This window comes from Nocardia sp. NPDC004278 (assembly GCF_053602975.1).
The window spans coordinates 17565-36643 of sequence record NZ_JBSGEQ010000025.1; the positions used below are offsets into that span (position 1 = coordinate 17565).

The 19079-nt window shown below is 67.3% G+C and carries 14 protein-coding genes, 1 pseudogene and 1 riboswitch; of the genes and pseudogenes, 7 read left to right on the plus strand and 8 right to left on the minus strand.

Annotated features, from left to right (window positions below):
- Positions 1-112: 112 nt before the first annotated feature.
- Positions 113-1570 (plus strand): aminotransferase class V-fold PLP-dependent enzyme, encoded by a 1458-nt coding sequence (locus tag ACWEO2_RS30915; RefSeq protein WP_452408560.1) that lies wholly within the window; start codon positions 113-115, stop codon positions 1568-1570.
- Between the two features lie 311 nt (positions 1571-1881).
- On the opposite strand, the gene ACWEO2_RS30920 is transcribed toward ACWEO2_RS30915, so the two are convergent.
- The gene (locus tag ACWEO2_RS30920; protein ID WP_452408561.1) at positions 1882-2400 is read right to left on the minus strand and encodes a DUF4232 domain-containing protein; all 519 of its coding nucleotides are present in this window, start codon (positions 2398-2400) and stop codon (positions 1882-1884) included.
- 464 nt (positions 2401-2864) lie between these two features.
- Here ACWEO2_RS30920 and ACWEO2_RS30925 point away from each other — a divergent pair, with 464 nt between their 5' ends.
- From ACWEO2_RS30925 to speB, 4 genes are read left to right on the plus strand one after another with little or no spacing between them, the layout of a single operon-like run.
- Positions 2865-3122 (plus strand): hypothetical protein, encoded by a 258-nt coding sequence (locus tag ACWEO2_RS30925; RefSeq protein WP_452408651.1) that lies wholly within the window; start codon positions 2865-2867, stop codon positions 3120-3122.
- Positions 3123-3165: 43 nt separating this feature from the next.
- Positions 3166-3531, plus strand: coding sequence for a hypothetical protein (locus tag ACWEO2_RS30930; RefSeq protein ID WP_452408562.1), 366 nt, complete (start codon positions 3166-3168; stop codon positions 3529-3531).
- 33 nt (positions 3532-3564) lie between these two features.
- Positions 3565-3756, plus strand: coding sequence for a hypothetical protein (locus ACWEO2_RS30935; RefSeq protein ID WP_452408563.1), 192 nt, complete (start codon positions 3565-3567; stop codon positions 3754-3756).
- A 19-nt stretch (positions 3757-3775) separates the two neighbouring features.
- A complete protein-coding gene (speB, locus tag ACWEO2_RS30940; RefSeq protein ID WP_452408564.1) occupies positions 3776-4792 on the plus strand; it encodes an agmatinase in 1017 nt (338 codons plus the stop codon).
- A gap of 10 nt (positions 4793-4802) precedes the next feature.
- Here speB and ACWEO2_RS30945 read toward each other — a convergent pair whose 3' ends face one another.
- The 7 genes from ACWEO2_RS30945 to gcvP all read right to left on the minus strand — a co-directional run bounded on the left by ACWEO2_RS30945 (position 4803) and on the right by gcvP (position 16532).
- Positions 4803-5771, minus strand: a complete 969-nt coding sequence (locus ACWEO2_RS30945; protein ID WP_452408565.1) for a zinc-dependent alcohol dehydrogenase family protein — start codon at positions 5769-5771, stop codon at positions 4803-4805.
- Between the two features lie 138 nt (positions 5772-5909).
- Positions 5910-8969 carry a protein kinase domain-containing protein gene (locus ACWEO2_RS30950; protein ID WP_452408566.1) on the minus strand — a complete coding sequence of 1020 codons (3060 nt, stop codon included), beginning with the start codon at positions 8967-8969 and terminating at the stop codon, positions 5910-5912.
- A gap of 204 nt (positions 8970-9173) precedes the next feature.
- A complete protein-coding gene (locus ACWEO2_RS30955; protein WP_452408567.1) occupies positions 9174-10556 on the minus strand; it encodes an L-serine ammonia-lyase in 1383 nt (460 codons plus the stop codon).
- 89 nt (positions 10557-10645) lie between these two features.
- Positions 10646-11914 carry a serine hydroxymethyltransferase gene (gene glyA / locus ACWEO2_RS30960; protein WP_452408568.1) on the minus strand — a complete coding sequence of 423 codons (1269 nt, stop codon included), beginning with the start codon at positions 11912-11914 and terminating at the stop codon, positions 10646-10648.
- Positions 11911-12315 carry a glycine cleavage system protein GcvH gene (gene gcvH / locus ACWEO2_RS30965; protein ID WP_452408569.1) on the minus strand — a complete coding sequence of 135 codons (405 nt, stop codon included), beginning with the start codon at positions 12313-12315 and terminating at the stop codon, positions 11911-11913. The genes glyA and gcvH overlap by 4 nt, the downstream gene beginning before the upstream one ends.
- Before the next feature lie 81 nt (positions 12316-12396).
- Positions 12397-13566, minus strand: coding sequence for a glycine cleavage system aminomethyltransferase GcvT (gene gcvT, locus ACWEO2_RS30970; protein WP_452408570.1), 1170 nt, complete (start codon positions 13564-13566; stop codon positions 12397-12399).
- The gene (gene gcvP, locus ACWEO2_RS30975) at positions 13563-16532 is read right to left on the minus strand and encodes an aminomethyl-transferring glycine dehydrogenase (RefSeq protein ID WP_452408571.1); all 2970 of its coding nucleotides are present in this window, start codon (positions 16530-16532) and stop codon (positions 13563-13565) included. Before gcvP ends, gcvT begins: the two co-directional genes overlap by 4 nt.
- Before the next feature lie 123 nt (positions 16533-16655).
- Positions 16656-16763, minus strand: a riboswitch (glycine riboswitch).
- A 359-nt stretch (positions 16764-17122) separates the two neighbouring features.
- On the opposite strand from gcvP, the pseudogene ACWEO2_RS30980 reads away from it, so the two are divergent.
- Both ACWEO2_RS30980 and lpdA read left to right on the plus strand, forming a co-directional pair.
- Positions 17123-17602: pseudogene (locus tag ACWEO2_RS30980) on the plus strand (radical SAM protein); the annotation flags it as partial.
- 89 nt (positions 17603-17691) lie between these two features.
- Positions 17692-19065, plus strand: a complete 1374-nt coding sequence (lpdA, locus tag ACWEO2_RS30985; protein WP_452408572.1) for a dihydrolipoyl dehydrogenase — start codon at positions 17692-17694, stop codon at positions 19063-19065.
- Positions 19066-19079 lie beyond the last annotated feature (14 nt).

Genomic DNA, 19079 nt, shown 5'->3' on the forward strand with positions numbered 1-19079 from the left:
CACGACGGTAATCGCGGGGTCGGCCGAAATCCGGGTACTTGCCCGCCGGGCATCGACTGCTCGATCATGATGGTGGGGAATCTATTTCGACGACACGCGATGTGGACCGAGTATGACCGTTACACAACACAGGGATGTGAGCTTCGAAAGGTTCTCGAGGTCGTACCCCGCCTATCAGGGGACACGACATCTCGATCGCATCCGCGCTGACGACTTCCGTCAACTCGATGAGCAGGGCCTGATCTATCTGGACTACACGGGAAGTGGCCTCCCCAGCCGATCACAGCTTCGCGCGTATCAGCGTGCCATGGGCAACGAGATCTGGGGAAATCCGCACTCTGCGAGCGTTCCGTCACGGCGATCCACCGAAGCGATCAGGCGCGCTCGCCAGGCGACACTGCGATTCGTGAACGCCGATCCCGACGAGTATTCGGTTATCTTCACGGCGAATGCCACGGGCGCTCTTCGGCTCGTCGGTGAATCGTTTCCGTTCCAGCCGGGAGCCCGTCTGGCGCTACTCCGCGACAATCACAATTCTGTGCTCGGTATCCGCGAGTACGCACGTGCTCGTGGAGCGACAACGGAAACGATTGGCCTCCGGTCAGATCTCCGCGCCGATCTCTCTGCCGTGGTCGACGCGTTGGACCAGGCTGAGAAGGCGCCCGCGCTATTTGCGTATCCAGCGCAGAGCAACTTCTCCGGTGTCCAACATCCACTCGAATGGATACCCGAAGCCCATGCCCGCGGCTGGCAGGTACTTCTCGACGCTGCTGCATACGCGGCGATCTCAGATCTGGATCTCACCAGGTACAAGCCCGACTTCGTACCGTTGTCCTACTACAAGATCGTCGGCTGGCCGACCGGGCTCGGATGCCTGATCGCCAGGAACGACGCGCTTACGCAGCTGCGCCGTCCTTGGTTCTCCGGCGGCACCGTCGTCGCCTCGAGTGCGCTGGGTGGCTGGCACGCGAGCGCCGAACCCCCCGATAGTTTCGAGGACGGGACACCTGATTTTCTGGGTGCACTCGGTGTGACGATCGGCCTGGACTACGTGCAACAGACTCTCGATCGCAACGCGGTCAGAACACGCGTGCAGTGTCTGATGGAATTCCTGCTCGGTGAGATGTCGAGGCTGCGCCACAGCAATGGCATGCCTGTGTGTGCACTGTACGGCCCCACCGACACCCGGGGAAGAGGCCCGACGATCGCGTTCAACCTGCTGGATATGGACGGCAACATCGTCGACGAGCGGGTGGCCGAAGACCGCGCGGTAGCGCGTGGGATCGCCTTGCGTGCTGGCTGTTTCTGCAACCCGGGAGTCGGCGAGACGATATTCGAACTCGAGCCAGCAGACCTGATTCGGGTCGGCACGATGCGGGCGGACCTGCATACGGTCGAAGATTACCGACGAGCCATCGGTTTACCCACCGGCGGTGCATTGCGCATCTCGCTGGGCCCGGTCAGCAACTTCGACGACATCATCGGATTCTGTCGCTATCTTCGGTCGTGGCGTGACCACCGCACTGCCGACGAGCATCTCGGGGAGTTTCCGGATCGAGAACGATGCTGACGCGTCCGGTGGACTGAGCGGTGTCGGCACGTCACCGATGAGCGGGATTCCCTCGCCCACTGGTCAGCCCGCCTGTGGAAACCGGCCGCCAATGCGATGGTGCCGGCCGGTTCCGTGGACGTGTTGGAGCAGCAGCTACAAGACGGCTTCCAGCGGTAGGTCGCTGCCGCGCCAGGTGGCGGCAGCGACCGGCAGGCGACGGGGCCTTACCGGGGTCCTGTGCCGAGCCGGTTCGCGAAAGAGCTGCCGGGTCGCCCTGCGACGATGAACCGCCGCGCCGACCGGGTCGGCGCGGCGGCAGAACGGGTGATTCAGGACGCGGGTTGCAGCGGGCCGATGTAGGTGCCCGGGTGGGTGGCGCCGTCCTGGCGCTGCACGCTCACGCCCGCTGGCCACGGCGCCTGCAGCTGGGTGGTGGTATCCGGCGGGGTGACGACGATCGTCGCCGGGACCCAGCCGTCCTGGCTTCCCGGCAGGTAGGTGAGCACGCTGCTCACCGCGGCGCCCGGTTCCACCGTCAGTGGTGCGGGATCCGCGGCCTGGCGGGGCAGCTGGTAGGTCGGCCCGAAGGTCGGATCCGCCGGGCCTACGAGGTCGATGCCCGGGAATCCCTGCACCGAACAGCTTTGCGTGGAGGTGTTGGTCATAACGACCTCCAGCCGACTCTGGCCGGGCGAGTCGGACGGCCGCTCGCGGGTGCTCAGGTTCAGCGCCTCCGCGGCACATGGCGCCGGCGCGGCCGAGCTGGTTGCCGCCGGGATCATCACCGCCGCCACGGATGCCATTGCGGCGCCGGCCGTTCCGGCGACCCGCCACTTGGTTGACGTCATGGTTCCTTTCGAAATGCGATACACCACCGGGCTATTTGAACAGATATTTCGCCCGAACGGGTGGGGTTGCGCTCGAGGGAGTCGTCCACCACAGCGCCCGAATCTACTTGAACCGCCACAGTTTCAGGGCAGCTTCGATCCGTGACAGGGATGGAGGCTGCTGCATGCCGAGGCAATGGGAAACTAACCGGGTAGGCGACGGTCTCCGGCGACAGTGGATAGCTGCGTCGGCACCGGAGTACCCGTCGAGCCGCAGGTGCGGGATCGCCACTAGCCCGGCGATAGTGACCACCGTGCTCGCAATCTGCCTCATTCCACGGCAACATGCGTTGTGCGATCGCTCAAAGCGTGCGCACCGGATTTGCGCGTTAGCTGACTCGTCAGAGCGCGCCCGGATGGGTGATCCTGGGTCGGAGCTTGCATCCATCGGACGTCAAGCCTCCGCCCCGATCCAGGAGCACCAGATGTCAAGTACCGGCCACCTCATCGACGATGCGCCGCTCACGAAGTTCCACAAGAAGCTGACGCTCTCCTCGTCCGGCGGGCCGTTCATCGGCGGCTTTGCGCTTTCTATTGGAACTCGTCGCCGAGCTGACGATCGTCGCGGCCAAGTCGCGACCGCAGGTGTAGTCCATCAGCGCGGCACGCAGACCTCTTTTTCAGGCCATGACCACTATTCGAGACAGAAGGGTGCACACGGTGGGAGATATCGGAAGCATTGAATCCAGGTCGCACATGGCGTTGGACCTGGTGAGGTGAAGCGCGATGGGGAACGAACTGCGGCCCGGCTACCTCGATCCCGCGATGTTGACCCATGTGAACACCAATATCGGTGATTGCTACGCCGATCCCGGCCACCTGACATCGGCGGAGGCGATGAACGGCCTCACCCTGCATCTGCGTTGCTCGTCAAGATGCGTGGTCTTGGCGAGGATCAGGCAGGTACTGGGCATCGGCGACCTCGACCTGTCGCGACTTGTGCTGCCGACACGAATGGGGTTCGACGAACTCAGAGGGGTGGTCGAGCGCTATGCCGACGTTACGGCCGATGCGAATCGCCAGCACATTGACCAGACAGCCCGGTTCGGTCTGGCACGAAAACTAATGCGGGGCAACTCGCCTCAGCACTGAGATAGGGGCAGCTTCGGCGCGAGCGGTGTCCTGGTGATCAGCGCGATCGTCACCACGGTCTGGCTCCTCGTCTCGATCTTCATGGCGTCGGAAACCCGTGTGGCCTCGCTCAGCGAGACCGCCGCCAGTCAGATCCCGCGGTCGCGCCGTGCCGGTCCCTGCCACGGTTCGCGCCGCCTGAATCGCGCCAACCCTCGACCCGCCAGCATCCGCTGCCAGCCCTGATACCGGAGTGAGAAGAACAATGAACCAGTCCAAGAATCGCTTGATCGGCGCCGTCCCCGCCACCGAGGTTCCCCGCTATGCGGGGAAGAGCACCTTCGCCCGCATAGCCGACATCCACGAGGTGCACGACTATGACATCGCCATCCTCGGAGTGCCGTTCGACGGGGGCACCTCGTACCGGCCCGGCGCCCGGTTCGGCCCGCTGGCTGTCCGACAGGCCGCCCGGGCACTGCGCCCCGGCTACCACGTCGAACTCGGTCTCGCGCCGCTCGAAGAGGTCCAGGTCGTCGACGCCGGCGACATCACGGTCACCCCGTACGACATCGCCGCGGCCTGCAAACAGATCGAAGACCATGCCAGCGAGATCCTCCGCGGTGGGGACCGCAAGATCGTCTCGATCGGTGGCGACCACACCATCGCCCTGCCGAATCTTCGTGCGCTGCACGCCAAGCACGGCCCGGTCGCCCTGCTGCACTTCGACGCCCACCTCGACACCTGGGACACCTACTTCAACCAGCCGGTAACCCACGGGACGATCTTCCGCCGGGCGTTCGAGGAAGGGCTGCTCGTCGAGGATCACTCCATTCACGTCGGTATCCGCGGCCCGATCTACGACCAGGCGGACCTGAACGACGACGCGCGGATGGGATTCCGGATCATCCGGGCCGGCGACCTGGACGTCATCGGCATCGAGGCAGCCGTCGACGTCGTGCGCCGGCGCATCGGTGACGCCCCGGTGTACGTCTCCATCGACATCGACGTGCTCGACCCGGCGTTCGCACCGGGCACCGGCACACCCGAGGCCGGCGGGCTCACCTCGCGCGAACTACTGCGGATGCTGCGCCAGCTGACCGGTCTGAACATCATCGGCGCCGATGTCGTCGAGGTCGCCCCCGCCTACGACCACGCCGAAATAACCTGCGTTGCAGCCGCGACGCTGGTGTTCGACCTGGTCTCGCTGATGGTGTCCGGCTCGGCCGCGAAGGCCCTCTCCGCCGCCGCCGAGTCACTCGAGGAGTCCGCGCGCTCGAGCTAGCTCGTCGCCTTCATCGCCCCGCCACTTTCAGCAGGATCTTGCCGCCACGGAGGAGATGTTGCACCGCGTCCTGGATGTGCTCGAGGGGGTACACGCCCGCCACGGGGACAACGAGGGCACCGTCGGCCACCAGCGGTGCCGCCTCACGAATGACAGGCACCACCTTGTCGCGGTAGTCGAAGTCGCCGATAAAGAATCCGCGGACGGTGAGGTGCTTGCCGACCAGTGCCGAGGTGTCGACCCACATGGGTTCGTTCCTGGCCCAGGAATAGCTGACCAACCATCCACCGTCGGACAGCAATTCGAGCAGCCGCGCCACCCCCGGACCACCGACGGCTTCCACTGCCAGCGCCACTCGCGCGTCGCCGATCACTGCTCGAACATCGCCGACCGCATCGGGGTCGTCGACGTGGACCACGTCGGCCCCGGCCTTTGTGAGCTCGGCGAACGTTGCGTCGTCACGGGCCAGGTTGATCGTCTTCAGTCCACGAAGTTCGGCCAGCGCGATCAATGACCGTCCCACACCGGAGTTCGCGGCGTTCTGAACCACCCAATCACCGGGCTGCAGGGGGGTGCATTCACTGAGCATCAACCCTGCCGTCGGGGGGTTGCTGCCCAGCATCGAGTACTGCTCGATGTTGCCGCCGGCGGGGAGTGCGAACAGGCCATCGGCGGGCACGACGAGCCGCTCACGCCACGCACCGGCATACAGGGGTATCACGACCAGATCGCCGACTTGAAGTCCATCGACCTCGGCGCCAGTGGCAAGCACGCGGGCGACCCCCTCTGCACCTGGTATGTGGGGCAGGGGTGGTCGCGCCAGCATGCCGGTGACAACCAGTAGGTCGTGTTTGTTCAACGGCGAGATCTCAACGCCCAACAGAACCTCATGCGGACCCGGTGGCGGCGGCTCCTCGACGTCGACGACGCGGAGCACCTGCGCGGGGTCGCCGAACTGTTCAATCTGGATGGCGCGCATATCAATTCCTCTCCATCGAAGGTGGGGCCGCTGTGTGAGCGGCTGCCTACCGAGCTAGGAGGAAGCAACACCGGTGGGCGCGTCAAACCGGCGCGTCCACCTTCCCTCCGTCCTCCGCTGATCGGGGCGGGCGGAACCTCAGTCCCGCTCCCCGAGAGCAACGGAAATGCTCTTCTGCAGAGACGTCCGACTGCCCCGACGCAGCAGCCGATCGGACGACGACTCCCCCAGTTCGGCGCGGATACGAGCGCTGGTCTCGTCATGCCCTTCGCGCATACCGCCATAGCCGAGCATCGACGTCTCCCCCGACGCCCAACTGGCGGCCGCGGCCCCCTGCATCCGCGCGGCCAGTTCGGCGTCGCCGCGCTGGACCGCAATCCAGGACATCACCTCGAACACCCAGGCGTACAGGATCCGATCGCCGAATCCCCTTGCGAGCCGCAGACACTCGCGTTGACGATCGATGGCACCCGAAAGGTCCCCCGCCAGGAAGGCATCGTATCCACGCACGAAGGTGAGGTACGCGAGGGTCCACTTGTCGCCGGCCGCCGTGCACAGCGCCTCCGCCTCACGCCAGAGCTGGGCACCGTGGGTGTCGCCGCCCGGCGGCAGACCTGTCAGCAGCCCGGCGATGGCGACCGCGAGCCCCTCGGCGTCGCCGGAGTCGCGTTGGCACTGCACCGCCTCCTGGTAGTGCACCCGGGCGAGCTCGAGTTCGCCACCACAGACCGCGGCGAATCCCAGCGCGGCCGCGGCGTAACCCTGGTCGCCGCGATCGCCGCGTGCGATCGCGAGCTCGCGCGCCCGAGTGGCCCGATCGAGCGCCGTCGTCCGATCACCCTGCAGCATCACCACAACCGACGAACTCCACTGTGCCCGTGATCGATTCGCCTCGTCCATCGAGGCGGACTCGAGCGCCGCCGACAACCAGCGCCGCGCCTCCGACAGGCTGCAGCTGGCCAGCCAATAGAAGTGCAGCGACGTCACGATCTCGATACCGGCCAGGGATAGCTGCCCGTCGCTGCGGCTGTACGAAAGGGCCGCACGGAAGTTCTCCCGCTCGTCGTGGACCGCGTCGTACACCGCCTGCTGACCGGGGCCGAACCACCCCCGCCGGAACTCCGCGGCCAGGCGCCGGTATCGGGCGACGAATCGTTGCACGCACGCCGGCCGCAGGTCGGTCTCGGTCAGGCGCTCGCGCCCGAAGTCGCGCAGCGTCACCAGCATCCAGTAGCGACGGACACCACTGACGGTGCCGGACAACAACATCGACTTGTCCACCAGCGACGCCAGAATCAACCGGACATCCCGTTCCTGGTATCCGGGACCCGCGCAGACCTCTGCCGCAGCCGCAGCGGTGAAACGTCCTGTGAATACCGATATCATGGCCCACACGTCGCGTTCCCGGGCGGTGAGCAGGTCGTAGCTCCATTCCACCAGCGCCTGCAGCGAGCCGTGCCGCGGAACAGGCCGGCCGGTAGCCGCGAACATCCGGAACCGGTCGGCGAGCATCGCCAGCATCTCCTCCAGTCCGTACGCGCGCAGCCGGGCGGCCGCCAACTCGATGGCCAGCGGTATCCCGTCGAGTTGCTCGCACAACCGGGCCACCGCGACGCGGTTGTCGTCGGTCAGCGCGAAATCCGGTTCGGCCGCCCGAGCGCGCTCGGCGAACAGGGCGATCGCCTCGGATTCGGCCCCCTCCTCTTCGTCGGCGGCCGGATCGGGCAGCGAGAGCGGCATGACCGGATAGACATGTTCACCATTGACGCCCAGAACCCGTTGACTGGTCACCAGCACGCGCAATCCGCCAAGCGACCGCAGCAACTCCTCGACCAGCGGGCCGCACGACTCGACCAGGTGCTCGCAGCTGTCCAGCACGATCAGGGCGTCGCGATCGCCCCACGCGTCCGAGAGTCGGTCGACCAGGGCCCGGATCGGGTTGCGCCCGCCGGTCGGTTCGTCGCCGAGCCGCAGGTCGTCGGCGATCTTGTCGATGAGCAGTTCCGGTTCGAGCACGGTTCCCAACTCGACGAGCCAGGTGTTCGCGTGCAGCGGTGACGCCGCTGCCGCCTCCAACGCGAGCCGAGTCTTCCCCACCCCACCCGGGCCGGTGAGCGTGACCAGACGCGCCGTCGTCAACAGTGCGCCGACATCGGCAAGCGCGGCCCGCCGTCCGACAAAGCTGGTCAACTGCAACGGCAAGCGCGGAGGTCGCGCGGTCCAGCCGGACGGGGAGCGCTCCCGCGCCGCCCTCGGCGCGGACGTGTCCCGCGATCCCGTCGTACCGGGCAGGGCCATCTCGTCGATCGGCAGGCCGCTGCGCAGCTCGACCTCGCGCACCAGGTTTCCGAACTCCGCAGCGGTGTGCGGGCGATCGACCGGGTCGCGCGCCATCGCGTTTTCGATCAGCTCGCACGCGACCCCGGGCACTCCCTGCTGGCGCAGGTCGGGGAGGTGATTCGCGACGATCCGCAGGAACTGCGCGACAGCCTGCTCCCCCTTGCGTCGTTCGAAGGCGGCATGACCGGAGACAAGGCAGAACAGTGTGGCACCGAGCGCGTAGACGTCCGACTCGATGCTCGGCGGCCCGCCCTCGAGCACCTCGGGGGCGGTGAACGCCAGAGTGCCGGTCACGGCACGGGCGGTGGTCTCGAAACCACCGGTGGTGCGGGCGATGCCGAAGTCGGTGAGCTGCGGCTCGCCGTAGTCGGTCAGCAGGACGTTGGCCGGCTTCACGTCCCGGTGCAGAATCCCCGCACCGTGGGCCGTCTCGAGGGCGCCGGCCAGCTTTACGCCGACATGCAGGGCCTCCGACCAGGTCAGCGGCCCCTGTCGCTGGATTCTCGCCTCCAGCGAGCCTGCGCCGCAGAACGGCATCACGATAAAGGGCCGGCCGCCGACGGTGACTCCCACCTCGTAGACCGCGACGATGTTCGGGTGCCCGGAGAGCGTGCCCATCGCGTATTCCTCGCGCAGGAAGCGTTCTCGATTCTCGCGGTCGAGGGACGCCGACAGCACTTTGACCGCGACCGTTCGGCCGAGGGCACCCTGCCGACACCGAAGCACGACGCCGAAGCCGCCGCGGCCGACCTCGTGCGAATCCTCGAATCCGGCCGCGCTCAATTCAGCGGCAACTACCTCGATCGGATCGAATCCGGCGAGGTCCGCCTCGGTCGCCGGTGGATCCGCATCAGCCACGGCACGCTCTCTCCTCGAACACCTGTGTCACTGCCTGCTGAGTGTTCTCCAGACTACCCGCGGGCTGCGTCCCGAACAGGCGCTCGGCGCTTCTGCGTCAATCCTGTTTTGCCGCATCGAGGTCGGCCCGGAACTCGGCCTCGCGTGCCAGATGAGCGGGCCGATGCCGCAGCAGCGCCCACGCGCTGCCGAGGACGCCCCCGATCAGCATTCGACGACGTTGACCGAGACGTTGACGGCGAGCCCGCCCATCGACGTCTCCTTGTACTTCGAGCTCATGTCCAGCCCGGTCGCGCGCATCGTCTCGATCACCTGGTCGAGGCTGACATGATGAGTTCCGTCCCCGCGCAACGCCATTCGGGCGGCATTTATGGCCTTGCCCGCCGAGATCGCGTTCCGTTCGATGCACGGGATCTGGACGAGCCCGCCGATGGGGTCGCACGTCAGGCCCAGGCTGTGCTCCATGGCGATCTCCGCGGCATTCTCCACCTGCGCCGGCGTGCCGCCGAGGATCTCCGCGAGCCCCGCCGCCGCCATCGAGGCGGCGGACCCAACCTCACCCTGGCACCCGACCTCGGCGCCCGAAATCGAGGCGCGCTCCTTGTAGAGGGACCCGACCGCACCCGCCGCCAGCAGGAAACGAATAGCCGTGCCGTCCGGATCGGACTTGCCCATGGGCGTGTAGTGGGTGGCGTAGTGCAACACCGCAGGAATGATCCCGGCCGCACCGTTCGTGGGAGCGGTGACGATCCGTCCCCCGGAGGCGTTCTCCTCGTTGACCGCCAGGGCCACCAGGTTGACCCAGTCCTCGGCAAAGGCGGGGTCCCGGTTGGGATCCTCGCGACGTAGACGTTCGTACCAGTCGCGGGCGCGGCGCCGCACGCGCAGTCCACCCGGCAGGTAACCCACCCGCGAAATACCTAGCTCGAAGCACTCCACCAGCACGTCCCTGATGTGCAGCAACCGGGTGCGCACCTCGGACTCGGGCCGGGCCGCACGTTCGTGCTCGAGCATCACCTCGCCGATCGAGATCCCGTGGCGCTCAGTGATCTCCAGCAACTCCTTCGCGGAACCGAACGAGAGCGCCGACGGGTTCGCCTGCGCCGGCGCCTCCGTCTCGAACTCGGTGACCACGAAGCCGCCGCCGATGGAGTAGTAGGTTTCCCGCAGCACTTCCTGCCCGCCGGCGTCGGTCGCGGCGACGGTCATCGCGTTCGGATGAAAGTCCCGAACGGTCAACGGATGCAGCACGATCTCGTCTTCGGCGAGATCGATCTCCCGGACGCCGCCCAGCATGATCCGACGGGTCTCCCGCAACGTCGCGAGGCGACGGTCCTTCTCCCGTGTCTCGATGGTCTCCGGCCGGTACCCCTCCAGCCCGAGCAGGATTGCGGAGAAGGTGCCGTGGCCGGCGCCGGTGGCCGCGAGCGATCCGTAGAGGTCGACGCGGACACGGGCGACGGCATCGAGCACACCGAGGGAAGCGAGGGCCTCGGCGAACCTCCCGCCCGCCCGCATCGGGCCGACGGTGTGTGAACTGGACGGACCGATGCCGACTGTGAAGAGGTCGAACACGCTGATGGTCATGAGTCGAGGACCTTCCGGATCATCACAGCGGATGCCGCAGCGCAGCGAGAAGCGGATGTAAGGGCCGCGACGGACAGCGCAGCCATGCGCTACAGCTCCGGGTAGAGGGGGTACTTGTCGGCGAGTGTGCGCACGTCGGTCGCCAGCGCCGACACGTCCGCCTCCGGCGCCGCGATCAACGCCTGGGCGATGAGGTCGGCGACCTTCTCGAAGTCCCCGGCGTCGAAACCCCTGGCAGCCAGGGCCGGCGTGCCGATTCGCAGCCCCGAGGTCACCATCGGCGGACGCGGATCGAACGGCACCGCGTTGCGATTGACCGTGATTCCGATCGCGTCGAGGCGATCCTCCGCCTGCTGGCCGTCGATCTGCGCGTCCCGCAGGTCGACCAGAACCAGGTGCACGTCGGTCCCGCCGGTCAGCACGGAGATGCCGGCGCCCTTCACGTCCGGTCGACTCAACCGCTCCGCTAGGAGCTTGGCGCCGTCGAGGCAACGCTGCTGCCGCTCGGCGAACTCGGGCTGGGCCGCCATCTTGAATGCGGTCGCCTTGCCTGCGATGACGTGCTCGAGCGGCCCACCCTGCTGGCCGGGGAACACCGCCGAGTTGATCTTCTTCGCGATGTCGGCCTCGTTGGTGAGGATGATGCCGCCACGCGGTCCGCCGAGCGTCTTGTGGGTCGTCGAGGTGACCACGTGCGCGTGCGGGACCGGTGACGGGTGCAGCCCGGCCGCGACGAGCCCGGCGAAGTGGGCCATGTCCACCATCAGGTAGGCGCCGACCTCGTCCGCGATCTCGCGGAAGCGGGCGAAGTCCAGATGCCGGGGGTAGGCCGACCAGCCGGCGATGATCAGCTGCGGCTTGTGCTCGCGTGCCGCCCGAGCCACCTCGTCCATGTCGATGAGGTAGTCGCGTTCCGAGACCCCGTACGCCGCAACGTTGTACAGCTTCCCGGAGAAGTTCAGCCGCATGCCGTGCGTGAGGTGTCCACCGTCGGCGAGGGACAGGCCGAGGATGGTATCGCCCGGCTTTATCAGCGCGTGCATCACCGACGCATTCGCCGTGGCTCCGGAGTGCGGCTGCACGTTGGCGAACTTCGCGCCGAAGAGTGCCTTGATTCGCTCGATGGCGAGCTGCTCGATCCCGTCGACGTGCTCGCACCCGCCGTAGTACCGGCGCCCCGGGTAGCCCTCGGCGTACTTGTTGGTCAGCACCGAACCCTGCGCCTGCATGACGGCAATCGGAGCGTGGTTCTCGGAGGCGATCATCTCGAGCCCGGTGCGCTGACGCTCGAGTTCCCTACCGATGAGTGCGGCGACTTCAGGGTCGAAATCCAGGAGGGTCTGGTCCAGGACGCTCATGCCACGACTCCGTTCTTCTCCGCGTACTGGGCGGCGGTCAGCAGGTCACCGGCGGCGGAGGGCTGCACGGCGAACAGCCAACCCTCCCCGTAGGGGTCGGCGGTGACCAGACTCGGGTCGTCGACAACGGCGCTGTTGACCAGGGTCACACGGCCGCTGACCGGCGGGTACAGCTCGGAGACGGTCTTGGTGGACTCGACCTCACCGCAGCTCTCGCCGGCGACTATGGTGGCGCCGACCTCGGGCAGGTCCACGAAGACAAGTTCGCCGAGCGAGTTGACGGCGATCGAGGTGATGCCGACTCGGACGGGGTAGTCGGGGAGGTCGGCTCCAGGTGCGATGGCCACCCACTCGTGGTCGTCGGTGTAGCTGCGGTCGGCGGGCAGATCGGATGAGGACATGGTTGTACCTTCTCGAGGGTTGTCGTTGGTGACTGGGTAGGTCAATGGTGTTCGGGCGCTGCGTGTTCGAGCGCTCCGGCTTCAGGAGCGGCGATAGAAGGGCGAGGGGGTGACTACGAAGGGTTCCTTCTTGCCGCGGACGTCGACGGTCAGCTCCGTCCCGGACTCCTGCAGAGCCGCATCTACGAAGGCGAGCGCGACCGGGTAGCCGAGGGTCGGCGAGAGCGCACCAGAGGTGACGACACCGACTGCCGTCTCGCCCGCCGCGTCGTACACGGTGTAGTCGGCGCGGGCCGCTCGTCGGCTGGTGCCCTTCAGCCCCACCAGCACCCGCTCGATGGGCCGCTCCGAAAGTTCCTGCAGCGCACCGCGTCCCACGAATTCCTTGCCCAACCGAACCACCTTGCCGAGTCCGGCCTCGTAGGGGTTGGTGTCCAGGGTCAGCTCGTGACCGTAAAGCGCCATGCCCGCCTCGAGCCGCAGGGTGTCGCGGCAGGCGAGACCGGCCGGCGCACCGCCACGGTCCGCGGTCGCGTCGAGCAGTGCCCGCCACAGCTGCACCGCCTGCTCGTTGGGCACATACAGCTCGAAGCCGTCCTCGCCGGTGTACCCGGTGCGGGCGAGCAGCACGTCGATGCCGGCGACCGACGCGGGGGTGACCGCGTAGTACCTCAGGTCCGCCACGACTGCGACCTGCTCGTCCGGCACCAGTGCCTGCACGATGTCCTGGGCGGCCGGACCCTGCACGGCGATCAGCGCGGTCCGCGCCGACTGGTCGTCGACCTCGGCATCGAATCCCGCACCGCGCGAGACGAGTTCACGTGCCACGGTCGGTGCGTTGGACGCGTTGGCCACGACCAGGAAGTGCTCGTCGGCGAGCCGATAGACGACCAGGTCGTCGATCACTCCGCCGTCGGCGTTGCACAGCAGCGAGTACTTGGCCCGCCCGATGCCGATCTTGGAGAGTTCGCCGACAAGCGCGTAGTCGAGCAGCGCACCGGCGGCGGGGCCGGTGATCGCGATCTCGCCCATGTGCGAAAGGTCGAAGAGCCCGGCAGTGCTGCGCACGGCCCGATGCTCGCTGAGCTCGCTGCCGTACTTGAGTGGCATCTGCCAGCCGGCGAAGTCGGTGAAGCTTGCTTCGAGGTCGGCGTGCTCTTCGAGCAGCGGAGATACAGGGGATGTCGAGACGGACGAAACGGTGCTCGAGCCGGTGGCTGTGTCGGATGCTCGCTCGCTACGCTCGCTCATGCGAAAGCCTCCTCGCGGATGTCGGCGTTCGCCGAGGTGCCGGTGTCGTTGTGGTTGGTCGGGGTTTCAAAGGCCTCGGGCGCCGGGCAGGAGCAGACGAGGTTGCGGTCCCCGTGTACCCCGTCGATCCGACGTACCGGTGGCCAGTACTTCGCGGCGCGCAGGGAGGCGACGGGGAAGGCGGCCATGTGGCGGGGGTAGGGCAGGGTCCACTCATCGGCAGTGACCTGCTCCGCAGTGTGCGGCGCCTGGCGCAGCGGGCTGCGCTCCAGCGGCCACACCCCGTCGCTGACCAGGTCGATCTCCTGCCGGATCGCGACCATCGCCTCGATGAACCGGTCCAGCTCGGCCAGATCCTCCGACTCCGTCGGTTCGACCATCAGGGTGCCGGTCACCGGGAAGGACAGGGTCGGCGCGTGGAATCCGTAGTCGATCAGTCGCTTTGCCACGTCCTCGGCGGTGACACCCGTCTCCTTGGTGATGGCGCGCAGGTCGAGGATGCACTCGTGCGCCACCAGACCCGACGGTCCGGTGTAGAGCACCGGGAAATGCGCGTCGAGCGACTTCGCGACGTAGTTGGCCGCCAGCACCGCGGTCTTGGTGGCGCCGGTCAGGCCGTCCGGGCCCATCAGCGCGAGGTATGCCCAGGTGATCGGCAAGATACCGGCCGAGCCGTAGTTCGCGGCCGAGACCGGCGCTCCTCCGTCGCCGCCGCCGAGTGGGTCCCCGGGCAGGAACGGGGCGAGATGCGCGCGCACCGCGACCGGTCCGACGCCGGGTCCGCCGCCGCCGTGCGGGATGCAGAAGGTCTTGTGCAGGTTCAGATGTGAGACGTCGCCACCGAATTTGCCCGGCTGGGCCAGGCCGACCAGCGCGTTGAGGTTCGCGCCGTCGATGTACACCTGACCGCCGGCCTGGTGCACCAGGTCGCAGACCGTGCGCACGTCGTTCTCGTATACGCCGTGAGTGGACGGGTAGGTGAGCATGATCGCGGCGACCTTGCCCTCGTGGACCGCAATCTTGGTGCGCAGATCGTCGATGTCGATGTTGCCGTTGGCCGCGGTGGCCACCACGACCACCTGCATCCCGGCCAGGACCGCCGAGGCAGCGTTCGTTCCATGTGCGGATTGCGGGATGAGACAGATGTTGCGGCCGCTCTCGCCGCGGGACTCGTGGTATCTGTGGATCGCCAATAGTCCGGCCAGCTCGCCCTGAGATCCGGCGTTGGGCTGCAACGAGACTCGATCGTATCCGGTGATCTCCCCGAGCCACCGCTCGAGGTCGCCGATCAGCTCCAGGTACCCGCCGGTCTGCTCGGAGGGCGCGTAGGGGTGGATGCCGGCGAATCCGGGCCAGCTGATGGGCTCCATCTCCACCGCGGAGTTCAGCTTCATCGTGCACGACCCCAGCGGGATCATGGTGCGGTCCAGGGCGAGGTCCTTGTCCGAGAGCTTCCGAAGGAACCGCAGCATCGCGGTTTCCGAACGGTGCTCGTGGAACACGGGGTGCTGCAAGAACTTCGAGGTGCGTTCGAGCTGGGTCGGCAGCCCGGCGACCGCGGTCGGCGTTGCCGTCACCATCGCGCCGAAGGCGGCCACGACGCGACGCACCACGTCGTCGGTGGTGCACTCGTTGCAGGAGATGCCGACGTGGTCGTCGTCCACCAGGCGCAAGTTGATGCCGTAGCGATCGGCGGTGGCGACGAACTCCCTTGCCTGACCCGGCACCCGGACCTGCACGGTGTCGAAGAAGCGGTCGTGCACGATCTGGTGGCCGGCCGCCCGCAGGCTCTCGGCAATCGTCACGGCCTGGCGGTGGACGCGGGTTGCGATGACGCGCAGACCCTCCGGACCGTGGTAGGCCGCGTACATGGCGGCCACGTTGGCGAGCAGTGCCTGCGCGGTGCAGATGTTGCTGGTCGCCTTGTCGCGGCGGATGTGCTGTTCGCGGGTCTGCAGCGCGAGCCGGTAGGCGGGCTGTCCGTCGACGTCGACGGAGACCCCGACCAGGCGGCCCGGGAGCATGCGCTCGAGCCCGGTGCGCACGGCCATGTAGCCGGCGTGCGGGCCGCCGAAGAACAGTGGCACGCCGAAGCGCTGCGCGGATCCGACCGCGATGTCGGCGCCCTGTTCTCCGGGCGGCGTCAAGATCGTCAACGAGAGCAGGTCAGCGGCCACCGTGGTCAGTGCCCCGCGCTCGCCCGCGGCCGCGATCAGCGGTGACAGGTCGCGCACGGCGCCGCTCGCGCCCGGCGCCTGGAACACCACACCGAATGCGTCGTCGTCCGGCAATTCACTGGAGAGATCCGCGATCAGCACCTCGATGCCGACCGACTTGGCACGCCCCTGGACGACCGCGAGGGTCTGCGGCAGGCAGTCCGCGTCGACGATCACCCGGTTCGCGGCGGACTTGGACTTGTTCGCCCGCCGCATGAGCAGCACGGCCTCCATCACGGCGGTGGCCTCGTCCAGCAGGGAGGCCCCAGCCACGGGGAGCGCGGTGAGATCCTCGATCAACGTCTGGAAGGTCAGCAACGCCTCGAGCCGACCCTGGGAGATCTCCGGCTGATAGGGCGTGTAGGCGGTGTACCAGGCCGGCGATTCGAGCAGGTTTCGCCGCAAAACCGCAGGTGTGACGGTGTCGTGGTAGCCGAGACCGATCATCTGGATACGGGTCTGATTGCGGTCGGCGAGGGCACGCAGGTCGGCCAGGACCTGCGGCTCGCTCCGGGCCGCCGGCAGGTCCATGGCCTGCTCGCTGCGGATCTGGTCCGGCACCACGGCGTCGATGAGCTCATCGAGCGTCTGGTAGCCGAGTGCTGCGAGCATGTGCTGTGCTGCCGAGGCGTCGGGACCGATATGACGCGAGGGAAAGTCGCTGGTAGAGGGCCCACCATTGGGGGCAATGCGGGTTTCAGCTGACACGAGGTGACTCCGGTTTCGCTCTGTCCGGACCGCACCGGACATCGACTAGGGGGCACCTCCCCGCTCTGTCCTGAAACCTGAGAGTTTGGGCATTGCCGCGCTAGGGCGTTGCTCTTCACCTTCGGTAAGTACCGGCCTGCGGCCGTTCCTGTTCTCCAGAGTTGCCTCGGCGCTGCGGTACTTGGGCCTGAGAGATTCCCGGGGAGGAAGTTGCTCCTACGGCGCCTCGGAGTTCAGAAGTCTGAAACTCGGAGGTTCTCCCGCTGCGCGTCATCGGCGTCTTCAGTTGTGACTTGCAGAACAGTACACACTCCCCCGAGGTTTGTCTGCCACCGACCTCTCGGGACCACTCGACCGCCGATCCCCCTTGCCAAAACGCATCAGCGTTTGGCATCCTCGGTCGGGAACTCGCTCAGCTGTGACCGCACACACCGAGCATTCGGCGTCCAGATACCAAGTCCCGCAAAGGTATCGAGGGCCTGCCTCCTCTTCCCCCTGCTGACACCGCTTCCTGCGAGCGCTGCTCGGCCATGAATGTGCGGGTCTGACATCACCGGCGACTTCGCGTCGCCGCACAGCAGCCGGATCCTTCCAGCGAGCTCTCGCCGGCTCCGGCTATCGAAGGAGTTCCCATCAGCGCCTCACCCCACCCCTCCCCCCTCGCCCCGGACGGGCGTCGACTGCTTCGGCTCGAGGTTCGCACCGACCGGACTCCGGTCGAACGCAAGCCGCCGTGGATGAAGGTGCGGATGCACACCGGACCCGAATACCGAGCGCTCGCCGCCCTCGTCGAACGCGAGCACCTGCACACCGTCTGCCAGGAGGCGGGGTGCCCCAACATCTTCGAGTGCTGGGAGGACCGCGAGGCGACCTTCCTCATCGGCGGCGACCAGTGCACGCGGCGTTGCGACTTCTGCCAGATCGACACGGGCAAACCCGCCGACCTCGACCTCGACGAGCCGCGACGGGTCGCCGAGTCGGTCAGCGCGATGGGCCTCCGGTACGCAACGGTGACCGGCGTCGCTCGCGACGATCTACCGGACGGCGGCTCCTGGCTGTATGCCGAAACGGTGCGCCAGATTCGCCGGCAGAGCCCGGGCACCGGCGTAGAACCCGAGGTGATGGCCGCCGCCGATTCCCGGTAGATCCACGAAATGCCTTCAGCCACACAGCTTTCACATTCCACACCAGGAGTATTCACATGACCTCACGATCCGCAGACGTGGTCGTTCTCGGCGGCGGTTCCGGCGGGTACGCCGCCGCCATCCGCTCGGCCGAACTCGGCCGCTCGGTCATCCTCGTCGAGGAGAACGAGCTCGGTGGCACCTGCCTGCACCGCGGGTGCATTCCCACCAAGGCGTTACTGCATGCCGCCGAGGTGGCCGACAACGCCCGCACCGCTTCGCAATTCGGCGTCGATGTGTCGTTCGGCGGCATCGACGCCGAGAAGGTGCTCAGCTACAAGGACACCATCGTCACCCGGTTACACAAGGGCCTGCAGGGCCTGATCGATTCGTACGGCATCCGCGTGGTCAACGGCCGCGGCCGGTTCGTTGCACCGAACGGCGTCGAGGTCGACGGCGAGTTGATCACCGGCACCGACGTGATCCTCGCGACCGGGTCGCACCCCAAGTCGCTGCCCGGGATCAGCATCGGCGGCCGAGTGATCACCAGCGACCAGGCCCTGACCCTGCCCGAGGTCCCCGCCAAGGCCGTAATCCTCGGCGGCGGCGTCATCGGTGTCGAGTTCGCCAGTGTCTGGGCGTCCTTCGGCGCCTCGGTGACGATCGTCGAGGCGCTGCCGCGGTTGGTCCCGAACGAGGACGAGGCCCTCTCGAAGTACCTCGAACGGGCCTTCCGGCGGCGCAAGATCACCGCCAAGACGGGCGCCCGGGTGACCGAGGTGGCGCGGGACGAGGCCGGCGTGCGCGTCATCCTCGGGTCCGGCGACGTCCTCGATGCCGACGTCGTGCTGGTTGCGGTGGGTCGAGGTCCGAACACCGCGGCGACGGGCTACGAGGAGGCGGGCATCGTCCTCGACCGCGGCTTCGTCACCACCGACGAGCGACTGCGCACCACGCTGCCGAACGTGTACGCGGTCGGCGACATCGTGCCCGGACTCCAGTTGGCCCACCGCGGATTCCAGCAGGGCATCTTCGTCGCCGAGGAGATCGCGGGCCTGAGCCCCGACCCGATCAACGAGACCGGCATCCCCCGCGTGACGTACTCACACCCCGAGGTGGCGTCGGTCGGCCTGACCGAGGCCGCGGCACGGGAGGCGTTCGGCGAGGAGATCAAGACCGTCACCTACGACCTCGCGGGCAACGGCAAGAGCCAGATTCTCAAGACATCGGGAGCAGTCAAACTCGTGGTAGCGCCGGATGATTCGGTGATCGGCGTGCACATGGTCGGCGATCGGGTCGGCGAGCTGATCGGCGAGGCACAGATGCTCTACAACCTGAAGGCGAATGCGGGCGAGGCCGCGAAATTCGTGCATGCTCATCCCACGCAGGGCGAGGCGCTGGGCGAGGCGCTGCTGGCCGTCTCCGGCAAGCCCCTGCACGTACACGGGTAGCCCTACCACCCTGG